Source organism: Paracoccus sediminis (assembly GCF_900188295.1).
Lineage (GTDB): Bacteria > Pseudomonadota > Alphaproteobacteria > Rhodobacterales > Rhodobacteraceae > Paracoccus > Paracoccus sediminis.
In genome coordinates this window covers 1-17540 of record NZ_FZNM01000004.1, presented here as the reverse complement: position 1 = coordinate 17540, position 17540 = coordinate 1, and the positions used below count along the sequence as shown (strand labels likewise).

Here is a 17540-nt window from a genome sequence, read left to right as displayed (position 1 = left end):
AAGATCTATGGATCCGGAATCTGGGCCAGTTCGCCGGACGTGCCGAATAGCATCGAAGCATCGATCCTTGCGCGCCCCGATGATCGACGAAATCCATCCCCGGCTTGTGGAGCAGGCTTGGTTTCCCGTCTTGCCGAGGTTGGTATGGGAGTAGTTGGCCCACGTCACGTCCGCCCTTGCAGGGACGACGTGTGTCAGGGCCAGCCTTCGCCTGGGAAGAAGGCGGCACGGCATCGAAAGCCTCATTCGCCATGAAAAGAACGATCTGGGATCAGCAATAACGTTCGATGAATGCCATTTGGTGGTCCCCATATCGATCGCCGTGCGCGAATCCGGGCGGAAGGACGGCATCTATTTCCGCAAGGTCGGTCGCCCCGAGTTCTGGAACGCGCCAGTCGTATAGGTGCTCTGCCGTCCGCGTGCCCGGAATGGGCACGATATGGTCCCCCTGGGCCAGAACCCAGCCAAGCGCCGCACCAGGCACCGTCCACCCGCGCGCGGCACAGAGGGCGCGGAACGGGGCAATGGCAGCAAGATTGGCGGAAAAATTCGGCTCAAGGAACCGCGGATTGGTGTCCCGGAAGTCGATGCCAGCGCGAAAGTCGCGCACCAAGGGCGTGCGCCCGAACATCCCTCGCCCAAGCGGGGAAAAAGCCACAAATGCAATTCCAAGCTCTTTGCAGGCCTGGATCAGGCCAAGCTGAGGCAAGCGTGTCCAGAGCGAGAATTCATTCTGCACAGCGGTCAGCGGATGTTCGGCATGGGCCCGGTGCACGGTCGAGGGCGCGACTTCGGAGAGGCCATATCCGCCAATCTTTCCCTCCTGAACAAGCTTTGCCATCGTTCCCGCCACATCTTCTACGGGAATTTCAGGTTGACGGCGGTGGATGTAATAAAGCTCTACATGCTCACGACGCAGTCGTCGAAGCGACTCCTCCAGGCATTGGCGGATATAGGCTTCGTCATTGCGCACGGCCCGAGGCGTTCCGTTGACGATGCCGCACTTCGTGGCAAGATGCACATCGTGGCGTCCCCAGTTGCCGATGATATCTTCCGACCTGCCCATGCCGTAGATGTTGGCGGTGTCGATATGGCTGACGCCCGCGTCCACCGCGGCGTCAAGGCACCTTAAAGAGGTTGCCTCATCCGTGGCGCCGAACATTCCGCCAAAGCTCATCGCGCCAAAGCCGATGGCGCCGACGCTGTGTGGACCAAGCCACCTTTGTTCCATCTGTGTCCCCCTGTCTTGTCTTTCGCAGTGCGGCAAGTAAGCGCGTGGCAATTCGCCAGTCAAGAATCCGGCCAGACTTTGTGTTGATCGAGGATATCCAGCGCCGCATGTGCGACCTGATTGACAGCCTGACATGGGCCAGCGCGATAAAGGCCTTGGCCCGCCCGCTGCCACCAAGGAACGCCTTGGACTTGTTGAGGATCAGCCCGCACGAACTGCCCTTTTGGTCCGCGGCAGGTGATGCACGGAATTACGCCGTCGCAGAAACAGTGACGTTCCCCGCACCTTCATGCTCCCGCACAAAGATCGGGATTCGCGTCAAAAGCTTGCGGTTGCGCTCCAAAGGGTTCCACGGGCGGCGTGCCAGCTGTTTCTGCCGATCCCGTTCCTGTCCTTTTGAGATTTGGCACGCCCAGGAAACCTCAGGCGACATCGGCTTGTCAGTCGTCCATCTCAACCGCCCAAGCAGACGCCCGGCGACATTGCCGCGCCATGCGGATGACGCATCCTGCGCAAGGCTTTCAGATCATGAGAATGGTCTGTGTGAGAGGTCGGCATAGGGATCGGATCAACCGGCGGCGACATTTCGACCGATCAAGTCTGCAATCTCATTGTCCGACAATCCGATTTCCCTCAACACTTCGCGGGTTCCGCCACCAAGCCGCGGCACAGGCCGATTAACGGTGCACGGCGTTCCTCCCAGCTTGATCGGGAAACCAACCGTTCTGATGAAGGGTCCTTCCTGGAAAGGCACCTTGATGACCATTTGCTGCGCCATGACCTGAGGATCGGTGAAGACCTGATGCAGGTCCTGGACGACGCCGCAAGGAACGCCGGCTGCGTTCAGGACGTCGAGCCAGTGCTGCTGGCTCTGGCCGGCCATGCGGCCGTTGATCGTCTCGCGCAGTTCCTCCCGAGCGGCCATGCGCTTGGGATTGCTGTCATACCGCGGATCCGACATGATCCAGCCGAGGTCCAATGTATCCAGGAAGCGACGCAGGATCTGATCGTGCGAATTGGCCACCGCGATCTGCCCGTCCGAACACAGGAACAACCCATAGGGATAGACGAGCGGATGGTCGTTGCCGGTCCTTTCGGGAACCGTGTCCGTTGCAAAATATTCGGACGAGAGATAGGCCATCAGGCTTATCAATCCGTTGACCATCGCGACCTCGACCGTCTGGCCTTTGCCTGTCTTCTCGCGTCCCAGCACGGCTGCAAGGATCCCCAGTGCCGCATAGACCCCGGCGACCAGATCGCTCACCGGGGCGGCGGCGCGCATCGGTGGGCCGTCCGGTTCGCCATTGACCCCCATAAAGCCGCTCATCGCCTGCGCGATGAAGTCGAAGGCTGGACGGTCGACATAGGGACCGACACTGCCATAGCCATTGATGCTGGCGACGATCAGGCGCGGGTTCAGTTCTTCCAATGCTGCCTCGCCCAGGCCAAGCTTGTCCAAGGTGCCAGGCCGGAAATTCTCGACCAGCACATCAGCATCGGCCAGCAAGCGGCGCAACACGGCTTTGCCATCGTCGGTATACAGGTCCAGAACGACCGAGCGCTTGTTGCGGTTGAATCCTGCAAAATATCCCGAATGCCCTTCGGTCATCGTGCCCTGGACGCGCACGGGATCACCCTTCGGCGGCTCGATCTTGACGACATCCGCCCCCAGGTCGCCAAGGATCATGGTGCAGAACGGTCCCGACAGCACTCGGGTCAGATCGATGACGCGAAGCCCCGCCAAGGGACCGTCTGATGTTTCAGCCATTGGCGGTCCTTACGCTGTCCATGGAAGCGGCTGCCAGGCGCGGCCCGGCCTTCATCACCTGGCCCGGCAATTCTCGGCCAACAACCCGTTCCGCCAGTTTGGCGGCCTCGATCAGCAAGTCTAGGCTGGCGCCTGTCGAGACGCCGCTTTCCTCCATCAGATAGACCAGATCCTCGGTCGCGACGTTGCCCGTAGCCCGCGGCACGAAGGGGCAGCCGCCAAGGCCACCGATACTGGATTCGTAATGCGTGACCCCTTGGCTGAGGCCCGCATAGACGCAAGCCAGGCCGACGCCGCGGGTATTGTGGAAATGCAGCGCCAGCGCGGCCTCGCCTCGCAGATGCCTCAATGCCTGCACACGTTGGATCACCAGCGCGGGCGTCGCCATGCCGGTGGTATCGCCAAGGGTAATATAGTCCATTCCCAGGTCGACATAGGCGCAGGCCAGATCAACCACCGCCTGAACATCGACCTCGCCTTCGAACGGACAGCCGAAGGCAGTTGCGATGGCGCCTTGCAGCTTGACGCCCGTGCCTTCGGCCAGTTTGGCGATGTCGGCAAAGCCCCTGAGCGACTGGGCGCGGCTGCGGTTCACGTTCTTCAGGTTGTGGCTTTCCGATGCAGAGGCGAACAGCACCATCGCGTCAACACCTGCTTCGATTGCGGCCTCGGCCCCGCGCATGTTCGGCACCAGCGCCGTCAAATGCGCGTCCTTGCGGTCGCGGAAGGCGGACAAGACTTCGGCCGCGTCGCGCATTTGCGGAACCGCCCGCGGCGAAACAAAGGAAGTGACCTCGAAATGACGCAAGCCCGCATCCAAGAGCGACTGGATCAGCGCGATCTTTTCAGGCGTGGAAACAAAGACGGGCTCGGACTGCAAGCCGTCGCGGGGGCCGACTTCGGTGATGACGGCGCGGTCGGGAAAACCCGGTATCCCCGGAACCAAGGTGCCCATGATGTCCTCCCCCCTCTGGAAACAAACAGCTTCTCTTTTGGATGCCAGGTTGGTATACCACCGACAAGGGAGGCGTCAATGACGGCCATCGCAACTGCTCAGCAGCAACAGGAAGGAACAGATCTTCTGTCCCGGCTGCGGTTTTCGATTTTGTCGCTGGAACTTGTTCCGGGCGAACCGATCAGCGAACGTTCGCTGGAAGCACAGTTCAAGATGTCCCGGACCCCGATCCGGGAAGCCCTGTTTCATCTTGTCCGCGATGGATTGGTGATCCGCGAGGGACGCGGCTACGCAGTAGCCCCCTTCGACATGGAGGAGATCGAGGAGGTCTTCGCCTTCCGCGACATTGTCGAACCGGCGGCTGTCAGGCTGGCGGCGCGGTTGGCCACGGACGCTGAAACCGATGCGATCCGGCGCAGCATCACCTTGGGACATCAGGAATTCACACCCGAACGATGGCTGGACTTGGGTCTGGATTTCCATGTGCGCTGTGCCGCGCTGTCTCGCAACCGCTGCCTGACGGCGGCAATGCAGGATGTGACCCTTCGTACGGTGCGCGCGCGCTGGCTGTCGTTCGCCTCGGAAGAAGGGCGGGCCACCACGCATCGCGAACACAGCGAAATCTTGGATCTCATCTGCGCCAAGGACGAGACCGGCGCGGCTTGCGCGGTTCTTGCCCATTCCGCAGCGGTGCGCCAGGACGTTCGGAAAGCGATTAACAGCGCACGGCGCTTCATGGGACGGCGGGGCGTCGTCGGAGAATGAGAACGACCATCATCTAGGGAGGAACGGATGATCTGGACACTGAATGGCTTGCGTGCCGCAGGCGTGACTTTGGCAGTCATGGTTGGAACTCCGGCGCTGGCAGCGGAATGCATCGCCCCCGCCGATCCCGGCGGTGGATGGGACTTTACCTGCCGCGAAGTCGGTCGCCTGCTGGCGGAGGAAGGGCTGGTCGAGGGCAATGTTCAGGTGACGAACATGCCGGGCGGCGTCGGTGCGGTGGCCTATGCCAATGTGGCCGGCAAGCGCGCCGACGATGGCGACGTGCTGGTGGCGACCTCGACCGTCGGCATCACGCAGATTGCGCAGGGCAAATATCCGGGCGGCATCGACCAGATGCGCTGGCTGGCCATGCTGGGCGCCGACGTGGGTGTGATCGCCGTCGCGAAGGACAGCGACATGCAGTCATTGGACGACTTGCTGGCCAAGCTGAAGGAAGACCCGACGTCGGTTGTCACGTCCGGATCCTCCGGTGCGGGTGGCTGGGATCATATCCGGCTGTTGCTGCTGGCCCAGGCGGCGGGGGTCGATGCCATTGACAAGATCCGCTGGGTTCAGTTCGACGGGGGCAGCCCCGCCGTCACACAGATGATGGGCGGCCAGGTGGGTGTCGTTTCCACCGACCTGGGCGAGATCAAGGGATTTGTCGAATCCGGCGACATCCGCATTCTGGCAGTGTTGGCGGATGAACCGATTTCCGCCTTTCCGGATCTGCCGACGGCCAAGTCGCAGGGCTATGACGTCACCGGCTATAACTGGCGCGGCTTTTACACCGGCGGCAAGGTGAGCGACGAAGACTATGCGGAATGGGTGGACAAGCTGAAGACGCTGTACGATTCCCCCGAATGGCACGAAGCGGCCAAGGCCAGCGGACTGGAGCCGGTCTGGCGCGGCGGCGATGAGTTTGCCGCCTATGTAGCCGAACAAGAACAGCAGATGGCCGAGATCTCGCGCCAGATCGGGGTCATTCAGTGACCGACCGGCTGGCCGGTATCTGCTTTTTCCTGCTGGCAGCCGGATATCTCTGGCTGTCTACAGGATATACCGCGAGTTTTGGCGATCCACTGGGGCCTGCGATCTTTCCGCGCGTGATCGGCATTCCGGCAGTCCTTCTGGGGCTGGCCTTGACGATCTGGCCGCGCCACAGTGCGGATTGGGCGGGTCCGGCCGGCTTGCTGCGGCAGGCTGCGGCGCTTGGCCTGCTTTTGGGTTATGCGCTGCTGCTGGAGCCTTTGGGCTTCGTGCCCTCCACGTTTGCCGCGATCCTGGGACTGGGGCTGCTTATGGGCGCGCCGCCGGCACGTGGATTCCTCACGGCCGGTATCGCCGCGCCGGGACTTTATCTTTTGTTCGACCGGCTGATGGGCCTGCCCCTGCCGATGGTCGGGACTTGGTTTGGCTGACATGGATATTCTTGCCTCGCTCTGGGACGGCTTTGCCGTTGCCGCCCTTCCGATCAATCTTGCGCTGATCGTTGCGGGCTGTTTTGCGGGCACGCTGATCGGCGCCCTGCCCGGCCTTGGGCCGGTCAACGGCGTAGCCATCCTGATCCCCCTGACCTTCGCCTTCGGACTGAATCCCACGTCTTCGATGATCCTGCTTTCGGCCGTTTACTACGGCTGCATGTATGGCGGTCGGATCTCATCCATCCTGCTTAACATCCCCGGTGACGAACCGGCCATCATGACCACCCTTGATGGCTATCCCATGGCGCGAAAAGGGCAGGCAGCGGATGCGCTGGCAATCTCGGGCGTGGCATCATTCATCGGCGCGACGTTGGCCACCCTGGGATTGACCCTGTTCGCGCCCCTGCTGGCCAACGCGGCGATCTATTTCGGTCCTGCGGATTACTTTGCGCTTTACGTAATGGCCTTTGCAACAATTGGCGGGATTTCCGGCACCGATCCTCGGAAAACGCTGTTGGCGGCGTTGTTGGGATTGATGCTGGGAACGGTCGGCCTTGATCCTTCGACAGGCGTGGCACGCTATACCTTTGGCAGCTTCAACCTTTATGACGGTTTCGACCCCATAGTTGCACTGGTCGGGCTGTTCGCGATTTCCGAAATCTTGTTTTTCCTCGAACAGAAGGTGCAGGAGGGCAAGCTGGTGCCGCCGGGCAGGGTATTTCCCCGCCTGTCGCGCGTGAAGGAAGGACTCGGCGCCTCGCTTCGTGGCTCGGTGATCGGTTTTGTCGCAGGAATCCTGCCTGGGGCGGGCGCGTCGTTGGGTGCGGTCATGGCCTACAGCTTCGAAAAGCGCCTGAGCGACAAAGGCACCTTCGGCACCGGCGATCCCCGCGGCGTCGCAGCGCCCGAGGCGGGCAACAATGCCGCCAGCGGTGGGGCGCTTATCCCGATGCTCACGCTTGGGGTGCCAGGGTCGGGGACAACCGCGGTCATGCTGGCGATGCTGATCTCTCTCAATATCCAGCCCGGACCCCTGCTATTCGAGCGAAGCCCCGATCTGGTTTGGGGCCTAGTCGCCGCGCTTTATCTGGCCAATTTTGTTCTGCTGATCCTGAACCTGCCCTTGATCGGAATCTTTACCCGCGTGCTTGGGTTGCCCGCCTGGGGCCTGATGCCGCTGATCGTCGCGATAAGCTATCTGGGCGTCTACGCCATCACCCATGCAGCCTTCGACCTTATGGTCATGGTAGGATTCGGAGTTCTGGGATTTGTTTTGCGGAAGCTGGATTTTTCGCTGGTCCCTGTGGTTCTGGGCCTCCTTCTGGGAATGGACATGGAGAACAATCTGCGCCGCGCCTTGTCGATCTCAGGGGGCGATTTCCTGGTGCTGTTCCAAAGTCCCATTGCGCTGGCAATCTACGGCGTCACGATTGCCTTCCTGGGGTTTTCGCTGTGGCTATCCCGGCGCGGATCCTCGGCCGTTCAGGCAGGTGTTGGAGAGTAAACGATGCCTGAAAGGAGCGCCTGGTCGAGGACGGCCGCCTTCTCGGGCAAGCCCAGGCAGCGCGCGTCGAACGGGCCGTTGGGCAGTGCTTCGCCTTTTCTGTGGCCAACGTCAGCAGATGCCCTTCACCACAGTTCTTGATGGCCGACAGCATCACGTCGACAAACCTTTCAAGCCTGAGAGAAGAAAGAAAGTTTTCTCTGGCAGTATCGCCTTGAGGCTGCTGTGCCTTCCTGTCCCTCGCATCTTCTCACAGGCGGCGGGCCACTGGGCGACGGCATCAGCGTCCAAGCTGGCGGCCATGTTTCGGTGCTGGATTGCGACGCCAGCGGGCTGGCAGTCAGCTTCGGATCGACCGGCATCTATACGTCCGGGGTGATGGTGTTTGCGGAACTCGAATCCCTCCTCGCCCCCTGCCAAGCGTCTGGCACCAGGTTCCTGCGTTGAGTCCGAATGACCGCAATGCTTGGATGCTGCGGCTGCTGTGCCGCAACGCCTCAAGTCGGCTTCCCGCCCAAAGCAGTCCATGGCCACGCGAGGTGGCGGATCTTCTGAATTGAATACAACTTTCAGCGGTAGATATACGTCCTGAAGTCGGACTCCTGGGTGACGGTGCCTCTATACATTCCTTCGCAGTTGAAGGGCAGGGACAGGTTCCCGTGAGCGTCGACGGCGATGACGCCTCCGGATCCGTCATTCGATCCAAGGTCTTCCATGACCACATGGTCTGCCGCGTCCGCCAGCGTCTGCCCCGCATGGCGCATTCGGGCTGCAATCTCGGCCGCGGCATGCCAGCGAATGAAGATCTCGCCATGCCCGGTGCCGGATACCGCGCAGGTTTCGTTGTCCGCATAGGTGCCCGCGCCAATGACAGGGGTATCGCCGACGCGTCCGGGCGATTTGGCCGTCATGCCGCCGGTCGAGGTGGCTGCGGCCAAGTTGCCGTGCGCATCGCGTGCCACGGCACCCACGGTCCCGTGGCGGCGGGCAGGGTCGGTATCGTCGATGCCGTCGCGGCGCATCTGCAACGTCGCCTGCAGGGCGTCCCAACGCTGCCGGGTGAAGAAATAGGGGGCATCCTCGAACGGCAGGCCGGCATCGCGTGCAACCTGCAAGGCGTTGGGGCCGATCAGCAGCACATGATCGGTCCGCTCCATCACCGCCCGCGCGGCCAGGATCGGATTGCGCGGTCCCATGACGCCCGCGACGGCGCCTGCCTTGCGCGTGGCGCCGTCCATGACTGCGGCGTCCATCTCCTGCCGGCCGTCCGAAGTAAAGACCGCGCCCCGGCCCGCGTTGAACAGCGGTTCGTCCTCCAGCACGCAGACGGCGGCCGTGACGGCGTCCATCGCACTGCCGGCCTGCGCCAGGACATCGTGCCCCGCCTGCAACGCGCCGCGCAGACCGGCGTGATAGCGAGCCTCCAGATCGTCGGTCATGGTGTGGCGCAGGATCGTGCCGGCCCCGCCATGCACTGCGAGTGAAAATGTGATCACTAGGAGGCTCCTTCTCTCAGTCCGGCCTGTTCCGCGCAGTAGGCTGCGATTTCGGCATGGGTGGCGATCCAGCAGTCACCCTTGGCGACAATGCGTTCCAGAAGCTGTTCAAGGATGAAGATGCGGCTGCGATATCCGATGACATGCGGGTGCATGGTCAGCAGGAACAGCCCGCTTTCGGAATAGGCGCCCTCGAACTCTCGCAGGAAGATGTCCAGCACATCCGCGGGCGGCGTATAGGGCCGCTGTGCCCCGAACCGGTTCATCATAAAGTAAACCGCATCGTCGCGGAGCCATTCGACCGGCAGTTCGACCAGACCGGTGGCTTGGCCATCCTGCAGGATCTCGTAAGGGTCGTCGTCCGAGAACAGCGAGCTGTCATAGAGCAGCCCCATCTCTCGTGCGATCGACAGGGTCGTGGGACTGTAATCCCAGGACGGCGTCCGCATGCCGACGGGGCGCTGGCCGCTGACACGTTCCAGCGTGTCGGCAGCGCGCATCATCAGATCGCGCTCGGTCGCGGCGTCCAGCGTGGTGTTCAGTTCGTGGATCCAGCCGTGCAGGCCGATCTCGTGCCCATCCTGCGCAAGGGCGCGCTGTTCATCCGGATGCAGCAGCGCCGCAACCGCCGGGACAAAGAAAGTTGCCTTGGCACCGTGGCCGTCCAGCACCTGCCGAATGCGGGGAATGCCGCGCCGCGCACCGAACTCGCCCCAGCTGAGGCGGGCCACGGAATTGCCGCCGTCGCGCAATTCGTTCGTCTCGTGGTCGCTGTCAAAGGACAGCGCCACGGCACAGCGGGCGCCTCCCGGCCATCGTTGGGGCAGCAGGCTGCGCCCCGCGCGCACCGCGCCGACCTTGCCGCGCCAGACGTCTTCGGGCCATTCGTGCGGGTCCATCACCCGTGCCCCCCGTCCACTTGCAGGATTTGCCCGGTGATCCAGTCCGCCTGCCGCGAGCACAGGAACACGACCGCGTTGGCGATGTCGTCGGCCTGCCCCAAGCGGCGCAGGTGGATACTGTCGATGATGCGCTTCTGCCGGTCTGGGCCAAAGGCCTGCCACTGCCTTTCGGTCGAGGGGTTGGACAGAATGAATCCCGGCGCGACCGAATTCACGGTGATGCCGGACGGTCCCAGTTCCAGCGCGAGTTGCTTCGTCAGCCCGACAAGGGCGTGCTTTGCGGCGGTATAGGCCTGAATGCCCGTCAGGCTGGGCTTCAGCCCCGCGCCGGACGAGATCGTCACGATCCGGCCGGAACCCGCAGCCCTCATTCCGGGGGTCAGTGCCTGCGCGCACCACATCACCGCGTCGACATTGGCCGCGAAGATGGCCCGCCAGTCGGCTTCGTCCACGTGATCCAGGGGCCGGCCGACCTGGCCCCGGACACCGCCGGCGGCGGCGATCAGCCCGTCGACCCGACCGTGCCGATCCAGAACCGTTTCGCAAAGCGCGCGGGCGCCCTCCTGCCGCCCGAGATCACCCGCGTGACAGCTGACGCCAGGCAGACCGGCGAGCGGATACAGTCCGGCATCATCGATGTCCATGGCAGCCACGGTCGCGCCGGATCCCGCAAGCGTCCGCACGATCGCCGCGCCGATGCCCTGGGCCGCCCCTGTGACGGCAAAGACCTGTCCTGCCAGGGTCAGCTGCATGTCGCCACCATCCGGTCCAGAAGCGCGGTCGATTGCGTATGGGTTCCGTTCTCGATGCCGTGGATCAGGTCGCACATCTCCGACAGGGCGGGGGTCGGTATGCCGTGTCCGCGACCGATCTCGATCAGGACGCCGACCTGCGCATCGACCTCGGTCTTGCGCTTGCGGACGGCCAGGTCGCGGTAGATGCCGGAATGGGTTTTCGCCGTCTTGCGGTTATGTGCCACCATGGCGTCGATGGAGGCATCCATCCGGGCTGTGTCGCGGTCGAGGAATGCATCCGGGTCGAAGCCGTTGAAGCCCAGGGGCGTTACCCCCTCGGCCTTGGCCAGGCGCATGACTTCATGGCCCAAGGCCGCGTAGACCGGGCGCCACGGGGCCGGGTCCATCGCGTCGGACATCGATTCCGGTGTCAGTGCGGTCGCGAACAGCAGCGAGCCGTAGCCCATTTTGCCCCACAAATAGCCCCAGATGTTGTCGGTCACGACCGCCTCGGGTTCGACCAATGCGAACAGGGCATGCATTTCGCGCACCCGCGGGCTGACGCGGTTGTCCAGTTCGCCCAAGGCGACCGCGGCTCGGTTGCCGTAAAGGATGCGGCCCGGCTCCAGCCAGTCTGCGCCAAAGTTGACAAAGCAGCCGACCGTGCGGTCCGCGCCGATCATGTCCGCGATTGCGCGCTCGTTAAGGCCGTTCTGTGCCGACACGACAAAGCCGTCCAGCGCAAGGTGCGGTATCAGCATCTGCATTGCCTGACGCGTATGATGCGCCTTCACGGCCAGGATCACACGGCGATAGGTGCCGGTCAGCGTGGCAGGGGTTTCGGCCGGCAGGATCTGAACGAACTCCTCGACGGGTCCTTCGATACGCAAACCGTCGCGGCGCATCGCCTCAACATGGTCGGCCTCGATGTCGACCATCTGCACAGGGTGGCCGGCGCGGGCGGCATAGGCGCCCAGAATGCCGCCGATGGCCCCTGCGCCCCAGATCAGGATAGGTTCCCCTGCGGTCATGCCCAATCGCCTTCGATCAGGGCGCGGGTTTCCGCGACGGCGATCTGCCAGATGCCGTCCATCTGGTCGTCTGGCTTCTGGTAGTGACCGCCGTAATTGCCGTCTCCGATCAGGTCGCGCACGCCCTGCGCGTTCCGATCGCGCAAGCGGTCGAAATCGACATAGGGTTTCTGCTCTGGCGGCACTGGGCGTCCCGGCAGCCGGGTCCAGGGAAAGTTCTCCATCCAGGATGCGTGCGACGCCACCGGATCGACGGCCTGCACCGCGGCCCATGTGCGCGGCGCCCGCCACCAGTCGTGGAACCGACACCGCGCGCCGGGACGGGTCTGCATCCATTCGGCGCAGACCGGCTGGACCGGACTGTTGCCGCCATGCCCGTTGACGATCAGCACGCGCCGGAACCCGGTGTCATAGAGGCTGTCCAGGATGTCGCGCACCAGCGCCGCATAGGTCGACAGCTTCAGGGAAACCGTGCCGGGAAAGGCCATGAAGTAGGGCGTCAGCCCATAGGGAACCGCCGGGAAGACCGGGATGCCAAGGGGCGCGGCCGCATCGGTGGCGATCTTTTCCGACAGGATCGAGTCCACCGACAGGCTCAGATGGGCGTGTTGTTCGGTGCTGCCCAGGGGCAGGATGCAGCGGTCGTCCTTTTGCAGATAGGCCTCGATGTCGAGCCAAGAGCTTTCGGAAATTTTCATGGCGTCTCTCCTTTGATGGCGCCGGCCGTGCGGAGGGCGTCCAGCGCCGGCAAGAGCTGAGTCTGCACGGCGTGGCTGTCGGGGGTGTGGCGATATTCGATGGCCGTCTGTTGAGCGCCAAGGCGGGATCCCAGATAGTCCGCCCCCGTCGCGTGGATCAGCACGTCACAGTCCGCCAGCAGGCGGTCCAGGTCGTCGGCCGCGCGTGCGACGGCCGTCACGCGAGCCAGATGCGGTGCAAACCGGGCGACCCCGGCCTTGAGCACGCTGAGGAAGTCATCGAAATACGAGACCAGCAACACGCGCGCATCGGGGCGGATGCCGGCAAGGGCCACGCGCGTAGCTTCGTTCGGGATCAGGATCATGCTGACCTGCGGGATACCTGGAAACAACTCGGCCGCCTGTGTCGCAAGGGTCCGCGGTGAGACGACCAAGTCGACGCGGGCAGGCAGGTCGTCCCGCTGGTCGATGGTCCAGGCTATGACGATATCGTCGGGCGACAGATACGGCGCGAGATCGCGGGCATAGGCCGCGGTCGCGTCGCTGAATGTCCCCAACACCACGACGCGCAGGGATCGCGGCGGCGCGGACGCTGCCATCGTCACGCGAAAGGCGATATCCTGCGCTGTCAGCCCCAGTTCCCGCCCGGCGGCCACCAGTGCAGCGATCTGACGTTCAAGCGCGGCCATCTGCCGCGAGCGCCCGGCGCAGGGGATGCCGCGATCGGTGACGAAGGTGCCTGATCCGATCCGTCCCTCGATCTGACCGCGTTCCTGCAGGGACGCGAAGACGTTGCTGACGGTGACGGGCGACAGCCCCAATGTCGCCGCAAGCTTTCGGACCGAAGGCAGGCGGCTGCCGGACGGGATGTCCCCCGCGGCGATCCCATATTCCAGCGCCCCGCGCAGCTGCACGGAGACCGGGACCGATGAGGCCGGGTCGATGGCATGGGCGATCCGCAGCAGGGCGGCGTCCAAGTCAGGGGCGGGAACTGAATTCATACCGTATCATTGAATGATAACAGTTGGTCGCTCAAGGGTAATTTTTGCACCAATAAGACCAATATTCATGGCCATGTATCTCGCAGGCAGCGAGGCAGAAAGCCTTTCGTTGCGGAAATTTCTTGACGCGCAAAAAAAACGCCCTCTAGTGTTACAGTCAATCATAACAGGTGAGGTTCAGAAATGGCTAAAAATGCTCTTTGCTCGGGAATCGCTTTCATCGCCTTGCTAGCTGCCGCGCCGGCGGTCATGGCGCAGGACCTGACGATCGGTCTGCGCGCGGGACCGGATTCAATCGACCCACACTGGTCCACCCTGGGCAGTCAGGCCGAGGCGCTGCGTCACATCTTTGATACGCTGGTCGATGCTGATGAGACGCTGCAGCTGCGGCCGGGCCTCGCCGTAAGCTGGACGCCGATTGACGACACCACATGGGAGTTCAAGCTGCGCGAGGGCGTGACATTCCATGACGGCACCCCCTTTACCGCCGAGGACGTCAAGTTCTCGATCGAGCGCATTCCCGCAGTCACGGGCCCGATGCCCATGACGCTCTACACCAAATATGTCGCGTCGGTCGAAATCGTGGACGACTATACGCTGCGCATCACCACCAATGGCATGGCGCCGTCGCTGCCGAACGACTTCACGCGCCTGTTTGTCGTTCCGTCGGAAACCGGGATGGAAGCCGGGAACGAGGAATTCAATTCCGGCGAGAAGGCCATCGGCACCGGCCCCTACAAGTTCGTCAGCTGGCAACCCAAGGGCGACCTGGTGGTCGAGCGCAACGACGACTATTGGGGCGATGCCCCGGCCTGGCAGACTGTGACGCGGCGCGAGATTCCCGATGATGCCGCCCGCGTTGCGGCCCTGAAATCGGGACAGGTCGACATGATTAACTATGTGCCCGCCACGGACTACCTGTCGATGCAGGCCGACAGCAGCCTGGATACGTTCGTGTCGGATTCGATCTATATCCTGAACATCGCACCATCGGTAAAGGACGAGGAGCCCCAGCCGATCAAGATCAACGGGGAGGAAATCGACGGCAACCCGTTGCAGGACGTGCGGGTCCGCAAGGCGCTGGACCTGGCGATCAACCGCGATGTTCTGGTCAACGTGGTGCTGGAGGGGCTGGGCACGCCCGCGAACCAGCTGATGCCCGAAGGGTTCTTCGGCTATTCGTCGGATATCCCGGCACCGGCTTATGACATCGATCAGGCCAAGGCGCTGCTGTCCGAGGCGGGTTATCCCGACGGGTTCGAGATCGACTTTACCTGCACGAACAATCGTGTTCCCGGCGACGCGGTGGTCTGCGAGGCACTGGCCCAGATGTGGTCGCGCCTTGGCCTGACGGTGAACGCACAAGCTCTGAACGGCACGGTGTTTTTCCCTGCGGCGCAGCGCGAGGAATACACGATGACCATGTCCGCCTGGGGCACGCTGACCGGTGAGGCGGCCTATACCTACGGCGCGCTGGTCCATACGCAGGACGCCGAGAAGGGCTTTGGAAACTTCAACCGCTCGGGTTATTCGAACCCTGAATTCGACCGCATCTTCAGCGAGGGCAGCCAGACCCTGGATACGGACGCGCGTCGTGAACTCTATGAGCAGGCGTCCGAGATCGCGATGGAGGATCGCGCCCTGATCCCGACTGTCATCCTGCAGAGCGTGTGGGCGTCGAAGGCCGGCATGATTGATTTCACCCCCCGCGTCGACCAGGAAACCCGCGCCTACGCGATTACCCCGAAAGAGTGATCTGACAACCGCGTGGCGCGTCCCGTTCAGGGGCGCGCCGCCGACGCCCCGCTGCCGGGCGACATCGGACAGGAAGAAACGGGGGATTGTGATGTTTGGCTATCTTGTCGGTCGACTGATACAGGCGATGATGGTCGTGTTCGTCATGTCGGTCATCGTCTTCGTCGGCGTCTACGCAATCGGCAACCCGATCGACGTGATGATCGACCCCGGCGCCAGCCAAGAAATCCGCGAGAACCTGATCCGGCAATACGGGTTCGACCAGCCCCTGTGGCAACAGTATTTCATTTTCGTCGGCAACGTGTTCCAAGGTGATCTGGGCCGGTCCATGGTCTACAACATCCCGGTCACGTCGCTTGTCTTCTCGCGTCTGCCCGCGACGCTGGAACTGGTGCTGGTCTCAGTGGGCATCGCCACGGTGATCGGTGTCCCTGCCGGCATGTATGCGGGCTACCGTCCGAACGGCATCCCCGCCAAGCTCATCATGGCATTGTCAGTTCTGGGCTTTTCCGTCCCGACATTCTGGATCGGCATGCTGCTGATCATGGGGTTCGCCGTCAACCTGGGCTGGCTGCCATCGGGCGGTCGCGGAGAGGTCGGGCAGGTCCTGTGGTTCAAGACCTCTCTGGCGACTGCGAATGGCTGGGCCCATGTAATCATGCCGGCGATCAATTTGTCGCTGTTCAAGATGGGCCTGATGATCCGACTGACCCGTGCGGGTATGGTCGAGGCGATGGGCACGGACTACGTCCGCTTTGCCCGCGCACAGGGCCTGCCGGACCGGCAGATCGTGTTCGGTCACATCATGCGCAACACCTCCATCCCATTGGTTACCGTATTCGGGCTAGAGCTGGGCTCGACCCTGGCCTTTGCCGTGGTCACCGAGACGGTCTTCAACTGGCCGGGCGTAGGCAAGCTGATTATCGACAGCATCCTGCAATTGGACCGGCCGGTGATGGTGTCCTATCTGGTGATGGTGGTGCTGCTGTTCGTGATGATCAACCTGGTCGTCGACCTGATCTATGCGCGGCTTGATCCCCGCGTCCGTCTGAAGGGAAGCTCGTGATGGCCCATTCGGAAACGTTCTGGCCGTCCCTTCCGCAGCCCCGGTCGAGACGCGGGTGATGCGATTGCGCAATTTCTGGTCCGACTTTCGCCGATCGTGGGTGGCGGTCGGCGCGCTGGCAGTGATCGTGACGTTGCTCGTTGCATCCTTCGGGGCACCTTGGCTGGTGCCGCAGGATCCCTATGATCTGGGGCAGCTGGATTGGGCGGATGCTTTTCTGCAACCTGGCCAGACGGGATCAGGCGGCTATGTGCATCTGCTGGGCACGGACAATGCCGGCCGCGACATGCTGTCCGCGATCCTTTACGGGCTGCGCACCAGTTTTCTGATCGGGATATCGGCCGGGGTGCTGGCACTGACCCTGGGAATCAGCATCGGCCTGACGGCCGCGTATTTCGGCGGCCGGATCGAGGCGTTGCTGATGCGGATCGTGGATTTGCAGCTGTCCATGCCCGCCATCCTGCTGGCATTGGTGATGGCCGCCGTTCTGGGGCAGGGTGTGCCGCAGATCATCCTGGCCTTGGTGGTGGCGCAATACGCCTACTTCGCCCGCACGACCCATGGCGCCGCGTCCGTCGAGCGCCGCAAGGACTATATCGAGGCCGCCCGGTCGACCCCGCTGCCGACCCGGCGGATCCTGTTCAAGCATCTGCTGCCCAATGTCCTGCCACCGCTGATCGTCGTGGCCACCGTGCAGGTTGCCAGCGCCATTTCGCTGGAGGCGACGCTGTCCTTTCTGGGTGTGGGCCTGCCGCTGACCGAACCGTCGCTGGGATCGCTGATCTCCAACGGCTTCAAGTATATTCATGCCGGTCGCTCATGGCTGTCCATCTATCCCGGCGTCTTTTTGATGATTACGGTCGTGGCAATCAACTTGGTCGGCGATCAGGTCAGGACCGTGATCGACCCGAGGAACAGCAGATGACCGCAGCACTCGACGTCAAGGGACTGACCACGCGGTTCGAGACCAGGGCAGGCCATGTCACGGCGGTCAACGATGTCAGCTTCGCCGTGCAGCCCGGCCGGATCATGGGTCTTGTGGGCGAAAGCGGGTCGGGAAAGAGCGTTACAGGGTTCTCGATCCTTGGCCTGATCGACGCACCCGGAGAGGTGACTGTTGATTTCCACCCAGAAGTGACCCAGGCAGGCTCATAATTTCCATTGAGATTTGACCCATGTGACCCTTCCCCGACGCGGAGAGCGGAGGGGG

17 protein-coding genes are annotated in these 17540 nt (G+C 62.9%); 8 read left to right on the top strand and 9 right to left on the bottom strand.

What is annotated here, in order from left to right; all coding sequences use genetic code 11:
• Positions 1-271: 271 nt before the first annotated feature.
• From CHB77_RS07770 to CHB77_RS07760, 3 genes are all read right to left on the bottom strand, one after another.
• A complete protein-coding gene (locus CHB77_RS07770) occupies positions 272-1231 on the bottom strand; it encodes an aldo/keto reductase (protein ID WP_089387647.1) in 960 nt (319 codons plus the stop codon).
• Between the two features lie 568 nt (positions 1232-1799).
• On the bottom strand, positions 1800-2975 hold the full coding sequence (locus CHB77_RS07765; RefSeq protein WP_242626589.1) for a CaiB/BaiF CoA transferase family protein: 1176 nt from the start codon (positions 2973-2975) through the stop codon (positions 1800-1802).
• Between the two features lie 16 nt (positions 2976-2991).
• Positions 2992-3906: a hydroxymethylglutaryl-CoA lyase gene (locus CHB77_RS07760; protein ID WP_242626595.1), complete on the bottom strand. Its 915-nt coding sequence runs from the start codon at positions 3904-3906 to the stop codon at positions 2992-2994.
• Between CHB77_RS07760 and CHB77_RS07755 the strand changes: the two genes are divergently transcribed.
• Genes CHB77_RS07755 through CHB77_RS07740 form a run of 4 tightly spaced genes read left to right on the top strand, consistent with a single transcriptional unit; the run spans position 3799 to position 7647 of the window.
• Positions 3799-4719 carry a GntR family transcriptional regulator gene (locus CHB77_RS07755; RefSeq protein WP_242626590.1) on the top strand — a complete coding sequence of 307 codons (921 nt, stop codon included), beginning with the start codon at positions 3799-3801 and terminating at the stop codon, positions 4717-4719. The two genes, CHB77_RS07760 and CHB77_RS07755, sit on opposite strands and share 108 nt — an antisense overlap.
• Before the next feature lie 27 nt (positions 4720-4746).
• Positions 4747-5712 carry a Bug family tripartite tricarboxylate transporter substrate binding protein gene (locus tag CHB77_RS07750; RefSeq protein WP_089387643.1) on the top strand — a complete coding sequence of 322 codons (966 nt, stop codon included), beginning with the start codon at positions 4747-4749 and terminating at the stop codon, positions 5710-5712.
• A complete protein-coding gene (locus CHB77_RS07745; RefSeq protein ID WP_089387642.1) occupies positions 5709-6140 on the top strand; it encodes a tripartite tricarboxylate transporter TctB family protein in 432 nt (143 codons plus the stop codon). The genes CHB77_RS07750 and CHB77_RS07745 overlap by 4 nt, the downstream gene beginning before the upstream one ends.
• A 1-nt stretch (position 6141) precedes the next feature.
• Positions 6142-7647 carry a tripartite tricarboxylate transporter permease gene (locus CHB77_RS07740; protein WP_089387641.1) on the top strand — a complete coding sequence of 502 codons (1506 nt, stop codon included), beginning with the start codon at positions 6142-6144 and terminating at the stop codon, positions 7645-7647.
• A 569-nt stretch (positions 7648-8216) separates the two neighbouring features.
• Here the strand turns inward: CHB77_RS07740 and CHB77_RS07735 are convergent.
• The 6 genes from CHB77_RS07735 to CHB77_RS07710 are packed head-to-tail and all read right to left on the bottom strand — an operon-like array spanning position 8217 to position 13485.
• Positions 8217-9143 (bottom strand): isoaspartyl peptidase/L-asparaginase family protein, encoded by a 927-nt coding sequence (locus CHB77_RS07735; protein WP_242626591.1) that lies wholly within the window; start codon positions 9141-9143, stop codon positions 8217-8219.
• The gene (locus tag CHB77_RS07730; RefSeq protein ID WP_089387640.1) at positions 9143-10042 is read right to left on the bottom strand and encodes a polysaccharide deacetylase family protein; all 900 of its coding nucleotides are present in this window, start codon (positions 10040-10042) and stop codon (positions 9143-9145) included. Before CHB77_RS07730 ends, CHB77_RS07735 begins: the two co-directional genes overlap by 1 nt.
• A complete protein-coding gene (locus tag CHB77_RS07725; protein WP_089387639.1) occupies positions 10042-10797 on the bottom strand; it encodes an SDR family NAD(P)-dependent oxidoreductase in 756 nt (251 codons plus the stop codon). Before CHB77_RS07725 ends, CHB77_RS07730 begins: the two co-directional genes overlap by 1 nt.
• Positions 10788-11810, bottom strand: coding sequence for a ketopantoate reductase family protein (locus tag CHB77_RS07720; RefSeq protein ID WP_089387638.1), 1023 nt, complete (start codon positions 11808-11810; stop codon positions 10788-10790). Before CHB77_RS07720 ends, CHB77_RS07725 begins: the two co-directional genes overlap by 10 nt.
• On the bottom strand, positions 11807-12508 hold the full coding sequence (locus CHB77_RS07715) for a creatininase family protein (protein WP_089387637.1): 702 nt from the start codon (positions 12506-12508) through the stop codon (positions 11807-11809). Before CHB77_RS07715 ends, CHB77_RS07720 begins: the two co-directional genes overlap by 4 nt.
• Positions 12505-13485 carry a GntR family transcriptional regulator gene (locus CHB77_RS07710; RefSeq protein WP_207303024.1) on the bottom strand — a complete coding sequence of 327 codons (981 nt, stop codon included), beginning with the start codon at positions 13483-13485 and terminating at the stop codon, positions 12505-12507. Before CHB77_RS07710 ends, CHB77_RS07715 begins: the two co-directional genes overlap by 4 nt.
• A gap of 273 nt (positions 13486-13758) precedes the next feature.
• Between CHB77_RS07710 and CHB77_RS07705 the strand changes: the two genes are divergently transcribed.
• The 4 genes from CHB77_RS07705 to CHB77_RS07690 all read left to right on the top strand — a co-directional run bounded on the left by CHB77_RS07705 (position 13759) and on the right by CHB77_RS07690 (position 17485).
• Positions 13759-15264, top strand: coding sequence for an ABC transporter substrate-binding protein (locus CHB77_RS07705; RefSeq protein WP_242626592.1), 1506 nt, complete (start codon positions 13759-13761; stop codon positions 15262-15264).
• A gap of 91 nt (positions 15265-15355) precedes the next feature.
• Positions 15356-16330, top strand: coding sequence for an ABC transporter permease (locus CHB77_RS07700; protein WP_089387634.1), 975 nt, complete (start codon positions 15356-15358; stop codon positions 16328-16330).
• A 58-nt stretch (positions 16331-16388) separates the two neighbouring features.
• Positions 16389-17255 (top strand): ABC transporter permease, encoded by an 867-nt coding sequence (locus CHB77_RS07695; protein ID WP_089387633.1) that lies wholly within the window; start codon positions 16389-16391, stop codon positions 17253-17255.
• Entirely contained in the window at positions 17252-17485 is a 234-nt protein-coding gene (locus tag CHB77_RS07690) for an ATP-binding cassette domain-containing protein (protein ID WP_423212889.1), read from the top strand. The genes CHB77_RS07695 and CHB77_RS07690 overlap by 4 nt, the downstream gene beginning before the upstream one ends.
• Positions 17486-17540: the final 55 nt, after the last annotated feature.